Genomic DNA, 17,845 nt, shown 5'->3' with positions numbered 1-17,845 from the left:
GCTAAAACAGGGGTAAAATATTGCTACTTTAAAAGGTAAGGAAAGGAGGAATTTGAGTTATGGCAGGACAAAGAAGAGATAATGACAGACCAATGAGAGGAAGAAGAGCAAAGAGAAAAATTTGTGCTTTTTGTGTTGATAAAGTAACAGATATAGAGTATAAAGATATTGCAAAACTGAGAAAATTTCTTTCTGAAAGAGGAAAAATTTTACCAAGAAGAATTTCAGGAAATTGTGCAAAGCATCAGAGGGAAATGACAAGAGCAATTAAAAGGGCAAGGCATATTGCGTTATTACCATATACTTCAGAATAGGTATTATATGAGTGCAAAGTTAAATATATAAATGTAAAAAGCAGTGTCACCACTTATAATGGAGATGCTGCTTTTTACGTATAAAGTTTTATATTATTCTAAGACTTCACCTTCTATAAGGTGGAGTTCCTATTATAAATCTTCAGGTGGAGTTGAGTCTCCACCTAAAGCCCCGATGTTTAGCTTTAGCTAAACGAGTTCACTTTTTTCTCAGTATGATTAAAGATGCATTAAGTTCTCCTCCAAGGAGTATTATTACACTTATCCAGTAAAGCCATATAAGCAGAATGATAATGCCTCCTATACCTCCATACATGTTAGAGTAATTATTAAAATTATTAATATATATTGAGAAAAAGAAAGAGACAATTATCCATCCTAAAGTTGTGAAAATAGCCCCAGGTATGACTTTTTTAAAATTTGGAGGATTGTTTGGAATAAAGCGATATAAAAGAGAAAACGCAAAAATCATAGAGAAAAAAGTAATTATGTATCGTGCAAAATTCCAAACAGTAACAAATAGATGGGAGAAACCAAGAAATTGAAATAAATTTTCCCCTATAATTTCTCCAAAAACTAAAAGGACAAAAGAAAAAAGAACTGTAAGTGCTAAAATAAGCGTGGCAATAATAGAAATTCCTCTAACCTTCCAAAATGGACGGGATTCTTTTTGATCGAATGCTTTATTTAAGCCTTTTATAGCAGCATTCATTCCGTTTGAAGCCATCCAGATAGTTGTAATCATTCCGATTGACAAAAGAGCACCGCTGCGTGATGCAATAATTTGATTAATTGTATTTAAAACAATATCAAATGACGCTTCTGGAAGGGTGGCAGAAAGAAAGTCCAAAACCCTTTTGCTTTTTATCGGAGTATAACTTAGTAGTGTAAGCAGAAAAATTAAAAAAGGGAAAAAGGATAAAATAAATGAATAAGTAAGTTGTGATGCAAAAGCAGTAATATTATCATCTTTAAAGCGAAAGTATATTCTTTTTGGAATTTTAAACAGATTACTATTTCTTTTAGGGAACATTTATAAAGCATCTCCTTTGGAAAAGTGAGAAATACAGAAATTGTACATGTATTTATTATACCTCTAAATTTAGTATTGAATCAAGAAAATTTTCTTGTTCCTAATGTAACCTTATGGTTTCCTTGGGACAATGCTCTACATTCTAGGTTGCATAGGAGAATAGCTCAGAGCTTGTAAATATTTCGCATAAATACATGCAGCTATATATGATAAAATGTGAAGATTTCTAAATATTGTTGGAATATAGTTGTTTATTTGCTAGAATAGATGGTAAGATATATTTTTATATAATTAAAAAAATCTTTACAACAAAACATGAAAAGAGGTGTTTAAAACTTGAAAGTTAGAAAAGCGATAATACCTGCAGCAGGTCTAGGTACAAGATTTTTACCAGCTACAAAGGCACAACCGAAAGAGATGTTACCTATAGTGGACAAGCCAACAATTCAATACATTGTTGAGGAAGCAGTTAAATCTGGAATTGAAGACATAATAATCATATCTGGTAGAAGTAAGAGAGCTATAGAAGACCATTTTGATAAATCATACGAGCTAGAACAGGAGCTTGAGAACAAAGGAAAAGAGCAACTTCTTAATATAGTCAAAGACATTTCAAATATGGTAGATATACATTATATCAGACAAAAGGAAGCTAGGGGACTGGGACATGCTATATACTGTGCCAAGTCATTTATAGGAGATGAACCTTTTGCTGTATTATTAGGAGATGATATTGTAGATTCAGAGGTTCCCTGTCTAAAACAAATGATAGACATATATAATGAGTATAAGACAACTGTTTTAGGTGTTCAAACTGTTCCAGAGGAAGATGTTTCAAAATATGGGATAGTAGCTTGCAGACAGGTAGATGACAGAGTGTATAAGGTGAAGGATTTAGTAGAAAAGCCAAACAAGTCAGAGGCACCATCTAATGTGGCCATACTAGGAAGATATATAATTACATCTCAAATATTCAAATACCTTGAGACTGCAAAACCTGGAAAGGGAGGAGAAATCCAATTAACTGATGCATTAAAGAGCCTTATAGGAGAAGAGGCAATGTATGCCTATGATTTTATTGGAAAACGTTATGATGTTGGAAACAAGATTGGATTTTTACAGGCAACTGTGGAGTTTGCACTAAAAAGAGAAGATTTGAAAAATGACTTTTCTGAATATTTAAAAACAATATCAGAACAATTATAAAATAGAAGATGGGAGCGTCGAAAAATTTTATCGCTCCCATTTTATAATTCTAACTTATTCTAAGACTCCACCTATAAGGTGGAGTTGCTCTTATAAATCTTCAGGTGGAGTTGAGTCTCCAGCTGAAGCCTCGATGTTTAGCTTTAGCTAAACGAGCTCACCTCTCACCTCTAACATCTAACCTCTAACATCTCAAATCAAACTTCTAACTTGATATGTTACTTCATTTCCCTTTATAGTAACTTCAACGTACTTGACTGTATGTGCATTATCCGGAGTTAGGTTATCTGCATTAAGCCCTGCTGAACCAATATATTTTATACCGTTTTCCATATTGACACTATCTTTGCTGTCATTAAAAAACACCCAGATATTTTTGCCATTATTTTTGTGCTCAGCAAGTATATCTTTTAGAAGTTCTGCCTCTAAATGATCATTAAAATTATCTAGAGAGTTTTCCATGAAAATAAATAAGTTTTCACCTGTAAATGAATCAAGTTGCCTTAATAACCACTGCCATTGACCTGATGCACTTGTTCTAATACTGTTATTAGACGTATTTAGCTCAATAAAACGACAACCGTTAGAATCATAAGATCTATAAGTGCTGTAGTCGGTTAAAAATTTGGTTTCAATTGAATTATTTTCTAAATTATTTTCAATTTCAGTTTTTTCTTGCAAGTTCATAAGCAAAAGGTTTTCTAAAAGATTGTCTGCTTTATTTTTTTCTCCAAACACAATGAATTTTTTAAAATCATCTTCTTCAGAAAGTTTGACAGATCTGTCTGCTTCATGTACAGGAGTAGTATCTTTAGGTATTTCATCTTCATCAATAACTGGATATGTTGCAGTAGTCAAAGTTAGATCATCTAAATAAAGACTTCCGGTGCTTGTTACAGGATTAACCTGAACCACATATATTTTTGTAAGTTTTTCAGGTGAGTTTATGCCTGAAACAGAGGCCTCAACATATTCCCATCCTGACCACTCTAAAGTTTCGGCAAAATCAATAAAATGTTTATTACCTCTAGAGTCAATCACTTCTCCTCTTAACCAGTTGGAATTTTCATGAGGGTTATATGCCCAAAAACCTATTTTAGTGGTGTTCTCCTTTAACTCTATGCCTTCATCTTCAAATATCAGATAAGCAGCTCTTGTTCCATCAGGCGTATCAAAGTCATATGTTAATTTGCCGCTGCTCTCATTATCTATTTCCTTGGTGATTTCATAGCTGCCAGAAATAGTTTCAGGCACAGATTCAAAGGAACCGTTTAGTTTGTCAAAAGAATCTATTACGTAATCAGTTTCAAGAGCTACTGAAATTGTGCAGTGTGCTTTGGCATCACCAACGGAAGCTGTAATATAACCTGTTCCAGTTTCTTTTGCAGTAAATGTATTTGACTCAAGCTCTCCAATATCTCCTGTAAGGGACCAGTCTACATCTTTAGAGCTTATGCGTGCAGAGTATCCTTGATTATCCTTTCCTATAACAGAAATACTTCTAATTTGCTCAACATTCATTTTGAGAGAATTTGAACTAAGTATAAGTTCGCTAGGAGAAGGCAGCACATTAACTTCCATAGAAGTTTCTACCCTTCCCAAAGAGGCAGTAATAGTTGCTGTGCCTGATGATTCAGGATAAAACACATTGTTTTCAAAGCTTCCTTCTACACCTGAGACACTCCAATCTACGTCGCTCTGACTTATGCTGTGAGGATTCATATATGAGTCAATGCCAATAGCTTTAAATTCTCTTGAGGTATTTACAAAAACATTTGGTTCTATAGTATCAATCATAAGATGTTCCAATGGATAAGGTGGAAAAACTGAAAAGACACCTATTGCATTGGAAACTCTTCTAGCAGAGCCGTCAGAAGGGGTGTTTACAATTTCGATATTTTGTGTCCCAGGTTTTCTTGCTGCCATTGTAGTGGAGCCGCCGCCGTCTAGATTTAGTGCATTATATGCACCAAGTTCTAGCATAAGAGATGCAGATTCAGTCTGGGTCATTCCCAAACTTCCCTGCTGACGTCCATCAACTGTAACAAGAAGTAATTCCCTTCCATTGCTTGAGCTGCCGGCCATTGTACGTGGGTGCCTGCCTCCAATCTTATAAGAAAAAGTTGAAGGTATTTTGCCGTTTTTCACGAGAATGGCACTACCTCCAACAGACATTTTCATATTTTCCCAATCTGGATTTGTTGAAATAGAAAGGAAAATAGGACTTCCTTCAATAAAATTGTTTTTGATAAAATCTGCTCTTTCACCCCTTGCCATTACTACATAACCGTTCTCTGGGATTTCCACAGGAGGTTTGCCTTCACGTATATCTGTAACAAGTGTATTTTCAATAACCATTTCAACCATATCAGGGTATTCTTCAGTGGCACCATGAGAATATTCATCCCAATTTCTACACCACATTGTTACATCTTCGTAGTCGTTAAAGCTGGACTTGTTATATCGGGACACAACCATGGACTTTCCATTATAAGCTATCATTTCCATGTCTATTTTCCAAAAATCATAAAGCACATTGTTTTTTTTGTCTAGTGAAATAGTGGCCATTGAGTCGCTATATCTATTATGTTCGTGATTGACTGACATAAGTTCGCCAGATTTTACAAAAGGACCGTTAGGGGATGCTTTTCCACTTTCCTGCATCCAGCTGAAAAAACCTGCATTTACTGCAGCTATCGCTTCGTGAGATTCGACAAGTTCTTTTGTATTTGTAAGGTTTTTTAGTGAGTCTTTATTTGAGAGAGTATCAATTTGTACATTAGGGTTAGTAAGATTTACTCTTAATACATTAATGTTCTGCCACCCTTCATCGGAAAAACGGGTTATATTCTCTAAAGTAACTCCTGAAGTGATAGTTTCCAATGTAGTTTCTTCATAAATGATATTTGCATTAACATTTGTATTAGAATAAAAGGACACAAATACAATTGCCAGCATTAAAATCATTGCAACTTTTTTTCTTATGTAATTCATAAATTCCACCTCTTAATTTAGTATTTCATTTTACTTTAAAAAACCAAAGCGATTCTTTTAAAAACAATTATAAAATATATACATCTAAGTAGCAAGTTAACATTGTGTTACAAAGTATTGTCCATGTTCTTGAGTTTTAAAACTTAAAAAAAATATTTTATATCTTTAAATGTATAAGAATATGAGCGAAAAAGCAAGAAATATAGAGATTTACAGACCTAATATCGAAAAATTGAAGAAATATCAGTTTGAATAATAATATACTATGTAGTAAAATACTTTTTGTTGCTAAAAAAAATCGGGGTGTAGCGCAGCTGGTAGCGCACGTGGTTTGGGACCATGGGGCCGGGGGTTCAAGTCCTCTCACCCCGACCAATGAATTACAGCTAAAAGATTGTTTGTAACAAGGGTTTAAAGTTAGCAAAGTGATTTGTCGTTGTCTAGGATTAGAGTTTTAGGGCAGGCAAATTATTTTTTTGAAAAGATATTATAATTTAAGCTGGTGTAGCTCAGTTGGTAGAGCAGCTGACTTGTAATCAGCAGGTCGGGGGTTCGAGTCCGTCCACCAGCTCCAATCTTGCATATGCAGGATTTTTTATTAGGCCGCACATACAAGTTGAAAATTAGATAATTTTTATAATGTGGGTTTAATATATATGATTCATGGAAACCATTTCTATAGAATTTTATATATTCTCTTTAATAGACATTCATGAAAAGTTTACAAATTATATGATGAAAATACTGAACGCAAATGAATGTCTTTGTGCATGAGTCTCATACTAGAAAGCAAGTGACATGTACATTTAATAAAGTATCTATTCTGAAAGTATTTGTTTAAGAATAGAAAAATAAAAAGAGGATTTTTCGTGTATTTAACGAATTAATTATATAGAGGTGGGTAAAATGATAATTAATACTGGTACAACCTTTGCTTACAAGTGTTCTTCATGTGGAACATTCCAGTTTAACAACATATCTCTATTTGAAATACCACAAAAAGAAGAGATTGTTTTTACTTGTCGCTGCAAAGGATCGTCACTGGTAATAAAAAAAGAGAGTCCTTCAACTTTTAGGACTGTTATACCATGTATGGGATGTGGAACTAATCACACTTATTTAATGAGTGTAAAAGAATTTATTGCTCAGGAAATCTATATTTTTAATTGTCCAAATACTGGTATGAAGCAATGTTTTATGGGGAGTGACCAGATAGTAAGAGAAAAGATAGATAATTTAGAAAGAGAGTATGATGAGTTAATAAACATGTTTGGGTATGATAATTATTTTAATAATACTCAGGTTATGTTTGATTCATTGAATATCATTCATGATATAGCTGAAAGGGGTAATTTATTTTGTGAATGTGGTAATGATGATATTGAATTGTTACTGCTTTCTGATAAAATTTATTTGAGGTGTAATCTATGTCCGGGTAATAAAATTATATATGCTTCATCTAATGAACACTTGAAAGTTAATTTATTGATAAAGAAAATTATGCTTTTAGATGAAGAACAACCAGTGGATTTAAAGCCAATGGAACCATTTATAATTAAAAGAGATGGGAGATTTCTATAATTATATCAGCTTGATTTTTTCAAAAACTGTGAAATTTTATAATTGACAAATTTTATGTGTGTTGATATAATAGTTATTGTTTGTAGAGATACTCTAACATTCTCCTCAAAGTACTAACCTTTCTTCCGTGCAAGGGTTTTACTTACTTTATCTAATTAATGAACTCCCTGTAAATTTATATATAACTATGTTTAAGTAAGGTGGTGTGATATGGAGGGTATTAATCTTAAAGATAAGACACTTGAGGACCTGAGGTATATTGCAAAAATGATGGGATTAAAAAGCATTACCAGGTTGCGAAAGAGTGAACTTATTGAAAAAATTTATCAATCTCAAAAGATTGAAAATGCTGAACAAGATAAAAAATCAAGTAAAGTAGAAACTAAAACGAAAAAATTAGATATCGATGTTGAAAAAAAGTCCAAGAAGACTGAAGAAGCTAAAAAACAAGAAGAAACTCCTGTGTTAAGAAAGTCTAAGAGGGGAAGACCAAAGACAGTTAAAGTTTCAGATGATACTGAAAAAAAAGACAGAGAAGAAGTTAAAGAGGATAAGAGGGAAGTCAAAGAAGATAATAAAAAACAAGACAATAATGAAAAGGACACAGGAAGAAGAAAGACTGAAAGCACAGATGTCAAAAGTCAGACAGTTAAAGAGACTACACAAAATCATCAAAATAATATTAAAGAATCCGCCAACGAAAAGCTTCAAAATAAGAAACAAAATAATGAAGTTGTTAAAAGAGATGAAAGACCAGTACAGAATTTTCATTCCGACCGTGATGATAAAAAGGCGGAGGCAAGGAAAGATTCAGGGAATGGAAATGGTTCTAAGCATGAAAAGAGAAATGTAACTCACAAAAGAAACGGAGAAAATTTTAGCCATTCTAATGGATTTGAGAAGATTGAAAGTGATGATCCAGTTGAGGGAGTGCTAGAAGTTTTACCTGATGGTTATGGATTTTTAAGAAGTGATAACTATTTATCTGGTCCTAGAGATGTATATGTTTCGCCATCACAAATCAGACGTTTTAACTTAAGAACAGGTGATAAAATCAGAGGTAAAGGAAGGATCCCAAAAGAAGGGGAGAAATTTCAGGCTTTATTATATGTTCAAACAGTTAATGGGGATCCCCCTGAGGCAGCGACTAAAAGAACGTCTTTTGAGTATTTAACACCTATATATCCAGAGGACAGGATTACTCTTGAAACAGCTCCAAGAGAATTGTCAACTAGATTAATTGATTTAATAGCACCAATAGGTAAGGGACAGCGTGGTATGATTGTTTCGCCTCCTAAAGCAGGTAAGACAATTTTATTAAAGAAGGTTGCAAATGCTATTACAAGAAATTATTCAGAGTTTGAACTTATTGTATTACTTATTGATGAAAGACCTGAGGAAGTAACAGATATGCAACGTTCTATAAATGGTGAAGTTATATACTCTACATTTGATGAAGTCCCAGAACATCATATAAAAGTTGCAGAAATGGTTTTAGAAAGAGCACAGAGGCTTGTTGAACAAAAGAAGGATGTTGTAATACTATTAGATAGTATTACAAGGCTTGCAAGGGCATATAACCTTACAATACCGCCAACAGGAAGGACATTATCAGGAGGTCTTGACCCAGGTGCACTTCATAAACCAAAAAGATTTTTTGGAGCTGCAAGAAATATAGAGTTTGGTGGAAGTCTTACAATAATGGCTACTGCTCTTATTGAAACAGGAAGCAGGATGGATGATGTTATATTTGAGGAGTTTAAGGGAACAGGTAATATGGAACTTCACTTAGACAGAAAACTATCAGAAAAAAGAATATTCCCTGCAATAGACATAAACAAATCAGGTACAAGAAGAGAAGACTTGTTGCTTGGTCAAAAAGAACTTGAGGGAATATGGGCTATAAGGAAAGCCATGAGTAATATGGGAACAGGTGAAGTAACAGAGATGCTTGTAAATCGATTAGTGCAAACAAAGAATAATGTTGATTTTGTCAATAGTATTAATTTGGCTTTTGTCGACAAATAATTCTTGCACATATCCCTGTTTTATGATACAATATTTTTTGCATTTTAAGATTAATGTATAAATATTTAGTATGTGAAGTTAATTGTATAAAGTTTGAAAGTAGGTGAAAAATATGAAAGAGGCTATACACCCAAAGTATTCAGAAACTACTATTAAATGTGCATGCGGTGCCACTTATGAAACTGGATCTACTAGAAAAGATGTACATGTTGAGATATGTTCTAATTGTCATCCTTTCTATACTGGCAAGCAAAAGCTGGTAGATACAGGTGGCCGTGTTGATAAGTTTAATAAAAGATTTGGCATTAAAAATAAAGACTAAATATCTTAAAGACAAGGGGACGGTTCTCTTGTCTTAATTTTTTGAAAAATAAATTTCTGCATTATTTTTTTCTTTTTGGAAATAATAATAAAATATTTTAATTACTTAAAAATAATTTGAAAAATTAGAGGTAATTTATTTAACATGGCATTAGCTTCAAAAAGAATTGTTTTAATAATTGCATCTTTAGGGTCATTTTTAACGCCTTTTATGGCATCATCAATTAACATAGCACTGCCTGATATAGGTGAAGAGTTTTCTATGGGAGCAATTTTACTTAGTTGGGTAGCTACATCATATCTTTTATCCTCTGCTGTTTTTCTTGTTCCTTTTGGGAAAATAGGAGATAAATTTGGCAGAAAAAAAATATATACTTATGGAATAATTACATTTGTACTTGCATCTTTTGGATGTTCTGTTTCATTTTCAGCTGGAATGCTTATTTTTTTTAGAGTAATACAGGGGCTAGGTAGTGCCATGCTGTTTAGTACAGGAACTGCAATTTTAACATCGGCGTATCCAGAAAAAGAACGGGGAAAAGCTATTGGAATTAATACAGCTTCAATATATGCTGGTTTAACAGCAGGGCCTTCAATAGGAGGCGTTTTAACCAATTTATTTGGTTGGAGAAGTATTTTTGCAGCAAATCTTCCATTAGGTAGCATTGTTTTTTTACTAATTTTATTTAAGTTGAAAAATGAATGGTACGGTGAGAAGACATCAGGATTTGATTATTTTGGATCGCTGCTTTATGGGTTAATGCTTTTAATGTTTACATATGGGTTATCAATTCTTCCTCAATATACTGGAATACTTTTTTTGTTTTTTGGATTATTGTTGTCGGTTTTTTTTATAAAGTGGGAATTGAAAGTAAAAGAGCCTGTTTTAAATATGAATCTATTCAAAGAAAATAGAAAATTTACCTTTTCAAATGTTGCAGCTTTTATAAACTATGGAACAACCTTTGCAGTGAGTTTTTTGTTGAGTTTATATCTACAGTATATAAAAGGGTTTAATCCGGGGCAGACAGGTCTTATATTGCTGTCACAACCTGTGGTAATGATTTTGTTTTCAATACTGGCAGGAAGGCTTTCGGACAAAATAGAATCAAGAAAAATTTCTTCATTTGGACTTTTTATTACTTCACTTTCGCTGTTCACCCTTTCATTTATAAATGTAGAAACCAGTATTGTTTTTATAGTTATAAGTTTAATGGTGTTGGGAGTTGGACTTGCTTTTTTTGCTGCTCCAAATATCCATGCAATAATGAGTTCAGTTGAAGAAAAGTTTTATGGACTGACTTCAGCAATTATAGGAACAACCAAAGTTACAGGTCAGATGTTTAGTATGGCGGTAGCATCCTTGATAATTGGAATATATGTAGGAAGATCAGAAATAAATCCACAGAATTATTTTTTATTATTAAAAAGTGAAAGGGTCACATTTTTAATTTTTAGCATATTATGTATTGCAGGTGTATTTATATCGTTGGCAAGAGACAATACTCTTTATCAAAAGACCAAGTGAAATTCTGTTTTTGGGTATAGAGGAAAGAACACTAGAATAAGATAAAATATTTCCAATATATTTCCTGAATATAACTTGTTTTGTATGCATTTGGTTTTTTTAAGATATATAAAGAGTTTTTTTAAAAAAAATTAAAAAAATTTTTAAATATTCTTGATTATTTCATGGTGTATGTGGTATTATAACATAGAGTAACTTCTTTTTCTCAAAGTTACTCCCCTTGTTCGAGAGCTTTTTACCGGAGCTCTCATTTTTTTACCCTCGTTATTCCAAAATAAGACAATAACAACCTTTTTTAGGACAAACCAAATGAAATATCTCATTGTATTTTAAAATTCAATTTTAATCCAGAAGTTTACTGTCAACTTAGCTTCAAACTATAAAATAAAAGAGAGAGGGCTGACCCCTCTCTCTTTTATGTAACTTCTAACTTCTAACTTCCAACTAATGTGCTGCCTTTCTTGCCTCTTCTAACATCATATCTTTAACTTTCATAAGTCTTGTCAAATTACCTCTTTCATTTTCTTCAAGTTTCATAGTTATATACTTGATTGTGTCAGTAAGTTGAGGTATTAAGACATACTCTAAAGCATTAACCCTTCTTCTTGTCTTTTCAATTTCCTGTGCAAGAAGCTGTGAGGATTTTTCCATTTGTGCAAGTTCTAATATAGCAGGAAGCACTTCTGCCAATGTCCCTATAGCACTGTCAAGTTCTCCAGAAGTGGTTGCAAAGCCATAAGGATATATATCACTCTCTTCAGAACTTGACATCTTATAATCCAAAACAGGCACGTCCACGCTCATTATGTTTTGTGTGGATACATCCAGTGATATTCCCTGTTTTGGAAACATCAAAGCTCCTTCAAGTGATTCAGAAGACATAACAGCTCTAGCAATAAGAAAATTTTCATGAACTTTCATTAGCATGTCTTCTACTTTTTCACGTAATTCTTTATTTTTTCGAACTAGATCAAGGAACTTTTTCATCAATTCGTCTCTTTTATCTTTTAAAAGCTTGTGTCCTCTTCTTGCAACTTTAAGCCTTTTTTTAAGTCGTGTAAGTTCCATTCTAGTTGGATTTACTCGCATTACAGCCATAATGATTAACTCCTTTTTGCGATGTTTAAAAAATGACCAAATAATAATTTAAAGTCATTTCTCAGACAAATACTTATCAAGAAACTCGTCTTTGATACGTTTAAGCTCAGAGCGAGGAAGTATTGAAAGAAGATCCCAACCTGTTTGTAATGTTTTTTCAATGGTTCTGTCTTCTTCAAAACCTTGAGATACATAATCTTTTTCAAAAGCATCTGCAAATTTAGAATACAGCTTATCTATGTCAGATAAAGCAGCATCACCTAATATTACAGCCAGCTCTTTTGCCTCTTTACCTCTTGCATATGCAGAAAACAGTTGATTCATTGTATCTGCATGATCTTCTCTGGTTTTATTCTTTCCTATACCTTTATCCTTTAGGCGGGATAGAGAAGGCAAAACATCAATAGGAGGCATTATACCACGTCTATAAAGCTCCCTGTTTAGTATTATCTGACCCTCTGTTATATAGCCTGTAAGGTCAGGGATAGGGTGAGTTTTATCGTCCTCAGGCATAGTTAGTATTGGTATTAAAGTAATACTTCCTTCTGAATCTCTTTTCCTTCCGGCTCTTTCATATAAAGTGGCAAGATCGGTATATAAATAACCTGGATATCCTCTTCTACCAGGCACTTCCTTTCTAGCAGCAGAAACCTCTCTTAGAGCTTCGGCATAGTTTGTTATATCGGTTAAAATTACAAGTACATGCATGTCTTTTTCAAATGCAAGGTACTCAGCAGCAGTAAGTGCTGATCTAGGCGTAGATATACGCTCGATTGCCGGGTCGTCTGCCAGATTAATAAAAAGTACCGTACGATCTATAGCACCTGTTCGTTTAAAGTCAGATATAAAATATTCAGATTCTTCAAAAGTTATACCAATTGCTGCAAATACAACAGCAAATTTACTGTCAGTTCCCAAAACCTTTGCCTGTCTTGCAATCTGAGCTGCAAGCTGAGCGTGAGGTAGACCGGAACCTGAAAATATAGGAAGCTTTTGTCCCCTTACAAGTGTGTTTAGACCATCTATAGCAGAAACACCTGTTTGTATAAATTCTGAAGGGTAATTTCTTGCCGCTGGATTCATTGGAATACCATTTATATCAAGTCTTGTATCAGGAATAATCTTTGGACCTCCGTCTATTGGTTTGCCAAGTCCGCTAAATACTCTTCCAAGCATATCTAATGAAACAGGAAATTCTATTCCTCTTCCTAAAAACCTTACTTTACTTTCTGCAACATTTATACCAGCAGCACTTTCAAAAAGCTGAACCAATGCGTCGTCTTCATTTATTTCAAGAACTCTGCATCCTCTGATTTCACCATTTTCCAGTTCTATTTCTCCTAGTTCACCATATTTTACTCCTTCAACTTTTTTAACAAGCATTAATGGACCTGCAACTTCTGATATGGTTTTGTATTCTTTAAGCATTCTTGCCCACCTCCTTTGATATAAGGGAGTCTATTTGTTCTTTAAGTTCAGTTTCAATCTTATATAAATTAGTATTTACCTGATCTTCAATTGTATATTTAGATCTTCCAATTCTCTCTCTTACAGGTAGGTCAAATAATTCTTTTATGCCTACACCTGCTTCAATAGCTTTTTTACCTTGGTAATAAAAGTCCATTATAAGTTGTAACATTCTAAACTGTTTGTTAAGTGAGGTATAAGTATCCACATCGTGAAATGCATTTTGGTGAAGATAGTCTTCACGTATGGATTTGGCAGCCTCTAAAGTCAATCGGTCAACTGGAGAAAGGGCATCAACACCAACAAGCCTTACAATCTCCTCTAGCTCTGCTTCTTCCTGCAATATCTTCATTGCATCTGATCTGAGAGTCTCCCAGTTTTTCGAAACATTTTCAATAATCCACTTATCCAATCTGTCAAGATAAAGTGAATAACTTAAAAGCCAGTTTACAGCAGGAAAGTGACGTCTATATGCTAAAGATGAATCAAGTCCCCAAAACACCTTTACTATTCTTAAAGTTGCCTGGGTAACAGGCTCGGAAATATCTCCTCCTGGAGGGGATACTGCACCTATAGCAGTAAGGGCACCTTCTCTTCCATTTGTTCCAAGGCTGTTAACTCTTCCAGCCCTTTCATAAAACTGTGCAAGTCTTGATCCTAGATATGCAGGATATCCCTCTTCACCAGGCATTTCTTCAAGTCTTCCAGACATTTCTCTTAAGGCTTCTGCCCAGCGAGAAGTGGAGTCTGCCATTAAGGCTACACTGTAGCCCATATCCCTAAAGTATTCCGCAATGGTGATTCCAGTGTATATAGATGCTTCTCTTGCAGCAACAGGCATATCTGATGTGTTTGCAATAAGTACAGTTCTCTTCATCAAAGATTCCCCGGTTTTTGGGTCTTTTAGCTCGGGAAATTCCATCAAAACATCTGTCATCTCGTTACCACGTTCACCACAACCTATATATACAACTATTTCAGCGTCAGCCCACTTGGCAAGCTGGTGCTGAACAACAGTTTTACCGCTCCCAAAAGGACCTGGAACTGCTGCAACTCCACCTTTAGCAATGGGAAAGAAGGTATCTATTACCCTTTGACCTGTTATAAGTGGTGTGTCAGGTGGTAACTTTTCTTTATATGGCCTTCCGTTACGAACAGGCCACCTTTGCATCATCTGAACATTGACTTTTTCGCCATTATCTTTTTTAATTACAGCAACAGTGTCGTCAACAGTGTAACTGCCTTCTTTGATTTTTTGGATTGTTCCACTGACACCGTAGGGTATCATTATTTTATGTTCTATAACAACTGTTTCCTGCACCGTGCCTATAATGTCGCCTGCACGTACCTTAATTCCTTTTTCCACAGTGGGTACGAATTTCCACTTTTTTTCCCTGTCTAAAGAAGTAACTTCAATACCTCTTGTTATATTACTTCCAACCAGTTCTCTCATTTTTTCAAGAGGTCTTTGTATACCGTCAAACATATTTTCAATAAGTCCAGGTCCCAATTCAACGCTGAGGGGAACCCCTGTTGAAACAACAGGTTCTCCAGGACCTAATCCTGTTGTTTCTTCATAAACCTGAATGGAAGCTTTATCTCCATGCATTTCTATTATTTCACCTATTAACTTGTGTTCACTTACGCGTACAACGTCAAACATATTTGCATCACGCATACCTTCAGCAATTACCAAAGGGCCCGAGACTTTAACTATTGTTCCTTTGCTCAATGCTCATCCCTTCTTTCATCAATATTTTACCAATCAATGCAGGCACTTTAATCTATATCATTTTACTCATCTTTAAATAGTATATCAGCACCTACTGCACGTTCAACACTCTTTTTAACACCCTGAACACCTATTCCCAATGAGCCGGCGTTTCCTGGTATAGGTATTATTGCAGGAAATCTTCTCTCACTGTATTGTTCAATTGTAGAGACAATATCCTTGGCCATTTGTTCGGTAATGTAAACAACGGCATATTCGTCATCAGCTATTTTTTCCAAAGTCTCCTGGGCTTCGAGAGGTGTTGATACAGGGAAGGTAGAGATTCCCACAGCCTTAAAGCCCATAATACTATCTTTATCACCTATAACTCCTATTTTATACATAAGCCTCTCTCAGCCTTTCTCTTATTTTTTCGTTTGGAATATCATTAATTTTACCTACCATAATAATTCTTGCATTTTTAATTTCTGTTTCCTTTGCAATTAAATAACCTATAAGTGGCTCTATGCCAAAAGACAAAAACTTAGCTTTTTTCACAAAGGAAATTATAAAATTATCACATAACTTTTCAAATTTCGTAAGGTTTTTGGAAAAATCACCACCGTCAATGCTTTCTTCTAAAAAATCACCATATCTAGTATATCTTAAAGCTTCCAAAAAATTTTCTAATGTGCCATCTAGGTTTTCCACAAATACTTTAGTATCAATTTCCCCCCCGGGAATCAAAATCTTTTGGAGAAAATCCCATGTCTTTTTGAGATTTTTTATCCTTAAAAAAATTCTTAAGTTACAAATATCAATCATTATTACAATTAAATCATTTATAAATTCACTTCCAGATGCTTCTGCCAGTTCCTTCATATGAGTATATTGTGCTTTGTCCATTATTAAGTCAATAATTTGTGGATTTTTTGTCTTTCCAAAAGTTTCTATACAATCTTCAACTGCATTTCTCATAACAGATGACATATCACTTAAGTTTCTGTCTTGAATCATTATTTCAAGAGTTTTTACAGGTATAGAACCTGGCTCTACTATAATGTCTGTAGATTCCTGACCAGAAAATTCAGACTTTAAAAACACTTTAATATTGTGGTAGTCATTTGACATAAGAAACATATTTATTATGTCAGGTTCTGGAGCTAGTTCGCTTAAAAGTTGATAAACCTTATTATATTCCTCTTTTAAAAGTTCTTCATATTGAAGAGCACTTTTTACGTCTGTCTTAAGGCCATAATCTGCTTCTAAAAGTGTTTTAAGTGCTTCATCAGGTGTTTTTGAATCAACCATTCTGTCAAATTTTAAATTGCTTAATAGTTTTTTTTCTATAGCTCGAATTCTTGAAACAACATATATATAATTTAATTCATCTATTTTTTTAGTAGTTGGCAAATGAAATCCTCCTTTCACAAATAATAAGTTTTAACACTGTGAAAACGTTATAAATTAAAACAGTGATTTAATTACATCTGTTTCAATTTCATCACGTTTCATCCTTATTATTGAATCAAAGGAGTTATTAACTTCTATATCACCTAGCTTTAAAATGAATCCTCCATTGATATTTCTTGTTTCACTTGAAACAGTGACCTTTCCACTGGTGTTTCTTGAAGATAGTTTCTTATTAATTTTTTCTGTAAAATCAGAGGGCAACCTTTTTTTATCTTTTTCAGATAGTACAACTTCCTCAGTACCATTTCTCACTGAGCCAACAATCAAATCAGTAATAATAGAAATATATTCTTCATCAGGCATTTGGGTTAGCTTTTTAATTGTATTTTCAAAAGCTTCTTCAACAACTTCCTGTTTAGCTTGAAGTTTTTGCTTTCTAGCTTCAAGTTCAGCCACTGCTTTAAGTCTTTTTTTGACTTCCACAGCTTCTGCTTTTGCATTTTCTATTATTTTATTTTTTTTATCTTCTGCCTCTTTTTTGGCATCAGTTATTATTTCAGATGCTTCCTTTTTAGCTCGTTTAGTAGTTTCTTCTGCTTGTAAGCGAGCTTCATCAAGTATCCTCTCTTTGATTTTATTTACTCCTGACATATAGGACACTCCTTTTTAGTAGATTAATTAATTGCACCTAGCATTAAAAATGAAATTATAAAAGCTAGAATAGCAAACATTTCAACCATAAGTGCAAGTGTAATAGCCTTACCCATGCTTTCAGGTCTTTTAGCTATTAAGTTTATACCTGAAGCAGCAACTTTTCCCTGATAAATACCTGACATCAAACCTGTTAAACCGACAGGAATACCAGCGGCAAAAAGGAAAAGACCACTTTGTAAAGGCAAAGTAGCACTAGCATCAATATTACCAAGAATTAAAAATGAAATAACAAAGCCGTAAATTGCCTGAGTACTTGCAAGTGCTTCTAAAATCATAACAGGAACAAACTTACCAGGATCTTCAGTTAATACACCTGTACCTGCCTGACCTGCTATTCCTACACCTTTTGCTGAGCCCATACCAGCAACAAAAAAGGCTATTGCTGCCCCAAACATTGCCCAAATGTTACCGCCCAAATTTTCAAACAAAAACTCCAT

General features: G+C 33.9%; 15 protein-coding genes and 2 tRNA genes. 8 read left to right on the top strand and 9 right to left on the bottom strand.

From position 1 onward, the window contains the following. Window positions 1-59 precede the first annotated feature (59 nt). Window positions 60-314 (top strand): 30S ribosomal protein S18, encoded by a 255-nt coding sequence (rpsR, locus tag RBH29_RS01645; RefSeq protein WP_306694672.1) that lies wholly within the window; start codon window positions 60-62, stop codon window positions 312-314. A 199-nt stretch (window positions 315-513) separates the two neighbouring features. On the opposite strand, the gene RBH29_RS01640 is transcribed toward rpsR, so the two are convergent. After that, a complete protein-coding gene (locus RBH29_RS01640; RefSeq protein WP_306694671.1) occupies window positions 514-1,347 on the bottom strand; it encodes a YihY/virulence factor BrkB family protein in 834 nt (277 codons plus the stop codon). 336 nt (window positions 1,348-1,683) lie between these two features. Here RBH29_RS01640 and galU point away from each other — a divergent pair, with 336 nt between their 5' ends. After that, complete coding sequence (galU, locus tag RBH29_RS01635; RefSeq protein ID WP_306694669.1) at window positions 1,684-2,553, top strand: UTP--glucose-1-phosphate uridylyltransferase GalU; 870 nt, start codon at window positions 1,684-1,686, stop codon at window positions 2,551-2,553. A 192-nt stretch (window positions 2,554-2,745) separates the two neighbouring features. Here galU and RBH29_RS01630 read toward each other — a convergent pair whose 3' ends face one another. Then, window positions 2,746-5,547, bottom strand: a complete 2,802-nt coding sequence (locus RBH29_RS01630; protein WP_306694668.1) for a phosphodiester glycosidase family protein — start codon at window positions 5,545-5,547, stop codon at window positions 2,746-2,748. 299 nt (window positions 5,548-5,846) lie between these two features. Between RBH29_RS01630 and RBH29_RS01625 the strand changes: the two genes are divergently transcribed. The 6 genes from RBH29_RS01625 (at window position 5,847) to RBH29_RS01600 (ending at window position 11,005) form a co-directional block, all read left to right on the top strand. Next, window positions 5,847-5,922, top strand: a tRNA-Pro gene (locus RBH29_RS01625). Window positions 5,923-6,045: 123 nt separating this feature from the next. Next, window positions 6,046-6,121, top strand: a tRNA-Thr gene (locus RBH29_RS01620). A gap of 332 nt (window positions 6,122-6,453) precedes the next feature. Next, the gene (locus RBH29_RS01615) at window positions 6,454-7,128 is read left to right on the top strand and encodes a hypothetical protein (RefSeq protein WP_306694667.1); all 675 of its coding nucleotides are present in this window, start codon (window positions 6,454-6,456) and stop codon (window positions 7,126-7,128) included. Between the two features lie 210 nt (window positions 7,129-7,338). After that, complete coding sequence (gene rho / locus RBH29_RS01610) at window positions 7,339-9,156, top strand: transcription termination factor Rho (RefSeq protein WP_306694666.1); 1,818 nt, start codon at window positions 7,339-7,341, stop codon at window positions 9,154-9,156. Window positions 9,157-9,268: 112 nt separating this feature from the next. After that, a complete protein-coding gene (gene rpmE, locus RBH29_RS01605) occupies window positions 9,269-9,478 on the top strand; it encodes a 50S ribosomal protein L31 (protein WP_306694665.1) in 210 nt (69 codons plus the stop codon). Window positions 9,479-9,622: 144 nt separating this feature from the next. Further along, window positions 9,623-11,005 carry an MFS transporter gene (locus RBH29_RS01600; RefSeq protein WP_306694664.1) on the top strand — a complete coding sequence of 461 codons (1,383 nt, stop codon included), beginning with the start codon at window positions 9,623-9,625 and terminating at the stop codon, window positions 11,003-11,005. A 444-nt stretch (window positions 11,006-11,449) separates the two neighbouring features. Here the strand turns inward: RBH29_RS01600 and RBH29_RS01595 are convergent, their stop codons facing one another. From RBH29_RS01595 to RBH29_RS01565, 7 genes are all read right to left on the bottom strand, one after another. Further along, window positions 11,450-12,103, bottom strand: a complete 654-nt coding sequence (locus tag RBH29_RS01595; RefSeq protein WP_306694663.1) for a V-type ATP synthase subunit D — start codon at window positions 12,101-12,103, stop codon at window positions 11,450-11,452. A gap of 54 nt (window positions 12,104-12,157) precedes the next feature. Beyond that, complete coding sequence (locus RBH29_RS01590) at window positions 12,158-13,531, bottom strand: V-type ATP synthase subunit B (protein ID WP_306694662.1); 1,374 nt, start codon at window positions 13,529-13,531, stop codon at window positions 12,158-12,160. Then, window positions 13,524-15,248: a V-type ATP synthase subunit A gene (locus tag RBH29_RS01585; RefSeq protein WP_459076747.1), complete on the bottom strand. Its 1,725-nt coding sequence runs from the start codon at window positions 15,246-15,248 to the stop codon at window positions 13,524-13,526. The genes RBH29_RS01590 and RBH29_RS01585 overlap by 8 nt, the downstream gene beginning before the upstream one ends. A 116-nt stretch (window positions 15,249-15,364) precedes the next feature. After that, window positions 15,365-15,685, bottom strand: coding sequence for a V-type ATP synthase subunit F (locus RBH29_RS01580; protein ID WP_306694659.1), 321 nt, complete (start codon window positions 15,683-15,685; stop codon window positions 15,365-15,367). Continuing rightward, window positions 15,678-16,694, bottom strand: a complete 1,017-nt coding sequence (locus RBH29_RS01575; RefSeq protein WP_306694657.1) for a V-type ATP synthase subunit C — start codon at window positions 16,692-16,694, stop codon at window positions 15,678-15,680. The genes RBH29_RS01580 and RBH29_RS01575 overlap by 8 nt, the downstream gene beginning before the upstream one ends. Window positions 16,695-16,748: 54 nt before the next feature. Continuing rightward, window positions 16,749-17,345 (bottom strand): V-type ATP synthase subunit E, encoded by a 597-nt coding sequence (locus tag RBH29_RS01570; RefSeq protein WP_306694655.1) that lies wholly within the window; start codon window positions 17,343-17,345, stop codon window positions 16,749-16,751. 23 nt (window positions 17,346-17,368) lie between these two features. Continuing rightward, a complete protein-coding gene (locus RBH29_RS01565) occupies window positions 17,369-17,845 on the bottom strand; it encodes a V-type ATP synthase subunit K (RefSeq protein ID WP_306694653.1) in 477 nt (158 codons plus the stop codon).

The organism is Herbivorax alkaliphila, from assembly GCF_030848475.1.
Taxonomy (GTDB): domain Bacteria; phylum Bacillota; class Clostridia; order Acetivibrionales; family Acetivibrionaceae; genus Herbivorax.
The sequence above is the reverse complement of the archived record's forward strand: the minus strand, read 5'-3'. Positions and strand labels throughout refer to the sequence as shown.

Coding starts and splice junctions, on each gene's coding strand:
- rpsR (WP_306694672.1), top strand. CDS start 60: ATGGCAGGACAAAGAAGAGATAATGACAGACCAATGAGAGGAAGAAGA.
- RBH29_RS01640 (WP_306694671.1), bottom strand. CDS start 1,347: ATGTTCCCTAAAAGAAATAGTAATCTGTTTAAAATTCCAAAAAGAATA.
- RBH29_RS01630 (WP_306694668.1), bottom strand. CDS start 5,547: ATGAATTACATAAGAAAAAAAGTTGCAATGATTTTAATGCTGGCAATT.
- RBH29_RS01615 (WP_306694667.1), top strand. CDS start 6,454: ATGATAATTAATACTGGTACAACCTTTGCTTACAAGTGTTCTTCATGT.
- rho (WP_306694666.1), top strand. CDS start 7,339: ATGGAGGGTATTAATCTTAAAGATAAGACACTTGAGGACCTGAGGTAT.
- rpmE (WP_306694665.1), top strand. CDS start 9,269: ATGAAAGAGGCTATACACCCAAAGTATTCAGAAACTACTATTAAATGT.
- RBH29_RS01600 (WP_306694664.1), top strand. CDS start 9,623: ATGGCATTAGCTTCAAAAAGAATTGTTTTAATAATTGCATCTTTAGGG.
- RBH29_RS01595 (WP_306694663.1), bottom strand. CDS start 12,103: ATGGCTGTAATGCGAGTAAATCCAACTAGAATGGAACTTACACGACTT.
- RBH29_RS01590 (WP_306694662.1), bottom strand. CDS start 13,531: ATGCTTAAAGAATACAAAACCATATCAGAAGTTGCAGGTCCATTAATG.
- RBH29_RS01585 (WP_459076747.1), bottom strand. CDS start 15,248: ATGCGTGATGCAAATATGTTTGACGTTGTACGCGTAAGTGAACACAAG.
- RBH29_RS01580 (WP_306694659.1), bottom strand. CDS start 15,685: ATGTATAAAATAGGAGTTATAGGTGATAAAGATAGTATTATGGGCTTT.
- RBH29_RS01570 (WP_306694655.1), bottom strand. CDS start 17,345: ATGTCAGGAGTAAATAAAATCAAAGAGAGGATACTTGATGAAGCTCGC.
- RBH29_RS01565 (WP_306694653.1), bottom strand. CDS start 17,845: ATGGAGTTTTTGTTTGAAAATTTGGGCGGTAACATTTGGGCAATGTTT.